This is a genomic window from Thermodesulfobacteriota bacterium (assembly GCA_036482575.1).
Taxonomy (GTDB): domain Bacteria; phylum Desulfobacterota; class GWC2-55-46; order GWC2-55-46; family JAUVFY01; genus JAZGJJ01.
The window spans coordinates 1-2,862 of the sequence record JAZGJJ010000210.1 but is presented as its reverse complement, the minus strand read 5'-3'; the positions used below and the strand labels follow the sequence as shown (position 1 = coordinate 2,862).

The following is a 2,862-nucleotide window of genomic DNA, read 5'->3' as shown; positions in this document are numbered from 1 at the left end:
GGCGCGGATGGTGTATAATGCGCCGGTGAGGAAGTTCTCCGGAGGGAATCCATTATCATGGCAGGCCTGATACCGGTGATATCGAGGGCGGCGGCTTTTGCCGCGCTGGCGGCTGTCGTTTTCGTATACGCGGGCCCGGCCCGCGCCGCCTCGCTCGTCGAGGAGGTCAACGCGGACGATAAGAGCTTTTCCGGCGTCTGGATACACAGGGTCAAGACCCCCGGACAGGGGTTATATTCGGTTATGGCGAGGGTGAAGGTCGATGTGAGCGGCAGGAAGTTCCGTCTGGTCGATTCGGAAGGGCGGTTCGAGGCCGTATACGACGGGGAGGTTTTCTGGCATCTGCTCCCCTCGGCGAAGGAGGCAAGGCATCTTGAGACCGACGGGTCCGCCCGTTTGCCATTCTGGAAGATGTCCGACGGCATGGAGCCGCTCTTGCGCTCGTCGTTCTCCGGCGAGGAGGATGTCGCGGGCAGGGGCTGCTGGGTCTTGATCGCGGACGGGAAGTTCGAGGAGGGAGACGTTAAACTCACCTACTGGATCGATAAGGAGAAGAAGGTGGTCCTTAAAAAAGAGTACCTGCTCGTTGTCGGAGATAAGGTCTTCGTCCGCGAGAGCTACGAGAGCGAGGAGGTAGCGTTCGGCCCCGCACCGCGCGAGGAGACGTTCAGCCCCGCAATACCACCGGACTGGGAGAGGGTGAAAAAGAGATCTCTTAAGTTCGGGCTTCTCGAAACGAAGTTCTGAGAGGGCTGGGATGAGGCGTCCGGGCCGGGCCCCCTTAACGGGTTACCCTGGAGAATATCGCCGTCCTGCTGTGGACGTCCATCTTCCTCATTATGTTCTTTATATGGTCTTTAACCGTGTCCTCTCTTATGCCGAGCTCCTCGGCTATTTCCCTGTTCGTGCCCCCCTTCACGACTTCGTCCACGATCTGGGCCTCCCTCTTGCTGAGCCCGAACCTTGCCACGGTCCTGGTGGTATCCACGCGGCGTTCCTTGAGGTACGGCTCGATCACGACCATGATGTAGGAAGGTTCCGACTCTTTTTGCGTTTCGGTCCTGAAGAGCGGGCTCGCCCGCATCATGTACTGCCTGCCGTCCCGGGAGATGGCGGCGGAGTGGGACGGCGCGTCTTCTTCGTCCTTTGACCCGCCGTTCATGGACCTGCAGAGCCGGTAAACTTCATCCGGTATGGGGGGGGCGGTGTCAGGAGGGGAGCCGTCCGTGCCGTTGATCTCCTTCAGTGTGCGCAGCGCGTCGTCGCTTATGTAGACCGGTTCCTCTTCGGTGCTGAGGATTACCACTCCGGGCATGGATCTCTTGCGGACGATGTCGTCGAACGAGTCCAAGGTGTTTGCCCCCCCCGCGGGATAAGGTGGTAAAGAGTTTTTTTTAAACGACCCGGATATATTACAATAAAATAGGGCTCAAATCAAGAAAATATGGATTTATTCTATGCGGAACCTTGAAAATCCGGGCAAAAAGGGCCTTTTTGGACGAATTTCGGATTTAAGCGAAATCCCCACTTTTGGGGGATAGACAGGGGTGAGAAATGGTGCTATTCTTACAGTAGATCAGGCAAGGAAGGAGCGGATATTTGACCATGGAAAAACGTGACTACAGAAGAGACATGCTGCCCGAGGCCCTGACCTGCGAGCTCAACACGTGGGTGGGGAAGGTGGAGACCTTTATCGCAAAGGTTATTGACATCTCCACGGGCGGGGCGCGTATCCTTACGAACGGCACCCACACGCCGGGCAAGGTGGTAAAACTCGCTCTGCCGCGTCAGGGTACGGAAACGGCTCTGCCGGGCTTTGCCGAGGTCAGGTGGGCGCAACCTGTCGGCAATAGCGGCAAGTTCCTGGTGGGGCTGCAGTTCCTCGCCGGGGAGAGGGCCGGCCCCTCCAGCATAGCCTGACCCAAGGCTTGGTGGTCGGAGCAAGAGCGGCGCTTTGACTTTGTCCGCGCGTAGAGGGACGGCGCGTGGTAAGAGGGCTTTTCTATATTAATAAGTTGTATTACTAATAAAGATACGGAGGAGGGAATACTATAATGAAAAGATACCGCACCTGCGCATTGTTGTTTGTCATGACGGCGGCCCTGTTCCTCTTTTCTCCCCTCTTTTCTCCTTTGGTGAACTATGCGGCCGCGGGGGAGAGCGACCCGGTATACATCCCCGATAAGAACCTGAGGGCCGCCATAGAGAAGGCCCTGGACGTGACCTACCCGACCGAAGGGGATATGCTGAAGCTTATCACCCTTGGCGCCACATCCCGTGGTATAACCGACCTCACGGGCCTCGAGTATGCCAGGAACCTAACCCTGCTGGGGCTGGACCGTAACCAGGTAAGCGATATCTCCGCGCTGGCGGAGCTTACGAAGCTGGAGCGGCTGCTTCTGAGGGGCAACCGGATAAGCGATATTTCAGCGCTCTCGGGACATACGAATATGATCTGGCTCTTTCTGACGGATAACCGGATAAGCGACATCTCTCCGCTGGCGGGGCTTACGAGGTTGGACCGGCTGCACCTGGGCTCGAACCAGATAAACGATATCTCTCCGCTCGCGGGACTTACGAACCTGACCATGCTGCACCTGGGCTCGAACCAGAGACTCGACCTTTCCGCCCTTGAGGGACTTACAAAACTTGCCTGGCTGAACCTGGGTTCCAACCAGCTGAGCGACCTCTCCTCGCTCTCGGGACTTGAAAGGCTGGGCTGGCTGAACCTCAGCTCCAACCAGGTAAGCGACCTCTCCGCGCTCTCGGGACTTATAAAACTGACCGATCTGAACCTCCGCTACAACCCGCTCGGCGATGGTGCCTACTGCGCCGATATACCGGGAATAATTTCCAACAACC

At 57.5% G+C, this 2,862-nt stretch carries 4 protein-coding genes; 3 read left to right on the top strand and 1 reads right to left on the bottom strand.

Going from position 1 to position 2,862, the window contains the following annotated elements; translation table 11 throughout:
• Nucleotides 1–57: 57 nt before the first annotated feature.
• Nucleotides 58–747, top strand: a complete 690-nt coding sequence (locus tag V3W31_09350; GenBank protein ID MEE9615131.1) for a hypothetical protein — start codon at nt 58–60, stop codon at nt 745–747.
• A 34-nt stretch (nt 748–781) separates the two neighbouring features.
• On the opposite strand, the gene V3W31_09345 is transcribed toward V3W31_09350, so the two are convergent.
• Nucleotides 782–1,351 carry a helix-turn-helix transcriptional regulator gene (locus V3W31_09345; GenBank protein MEE9615130.1) on the bottom strand — a complete coding sequence of 190 codons (570 nt, stop codon included), beginning with the start codon at nt 1,349–1,351 and terminating at the stop codon, nt 782–784.
• Nucleotides 1,352–1,605: 254 nt separating this feature from the next.
• On the opposite strand from V3W31_09345, the gene V3W31_09340 reads away from it, so the two are divergent.
• Nucleotides 1,606–1,920 carry a PilZ domain-containing protein gene (locus V3W31_09340; protein ID MEE9615129.1) on the top strand — a complete coding sequence of 105 codons (315 nt, stop codon included), beginning with the start codon at nt 1,606–1,608 and terminating at the stop codon, nt 1,918–1,920.
• Nucleotides 1,921–2,054: 134 nt separating this feature from the next.
• Nucleotides 2,055–2,862, top strand: an 808-nt coding sequence (locus V3W31_09335; protein MEE9615128.1) for a leucine-rich repeat domain-containing protein, incomplete at its 3' end; no start/stop codon positions are given.

Coding starts and splice junctions, on each gene's coding strand:
- V3W31_09350 (MEE9615131.1), top strand. CDS start 58: ATGGCAGGCCTGATACCGGTGATATCGAGGGCGGCGGCTTTTGCCGCG.
- V3W31_09340 (MEE9615129.1), top strand. CDS start 1,606: ATGGAAAAACGTGACTACAGAAGAGACATGCTGCCCGAGGCCCTGACC.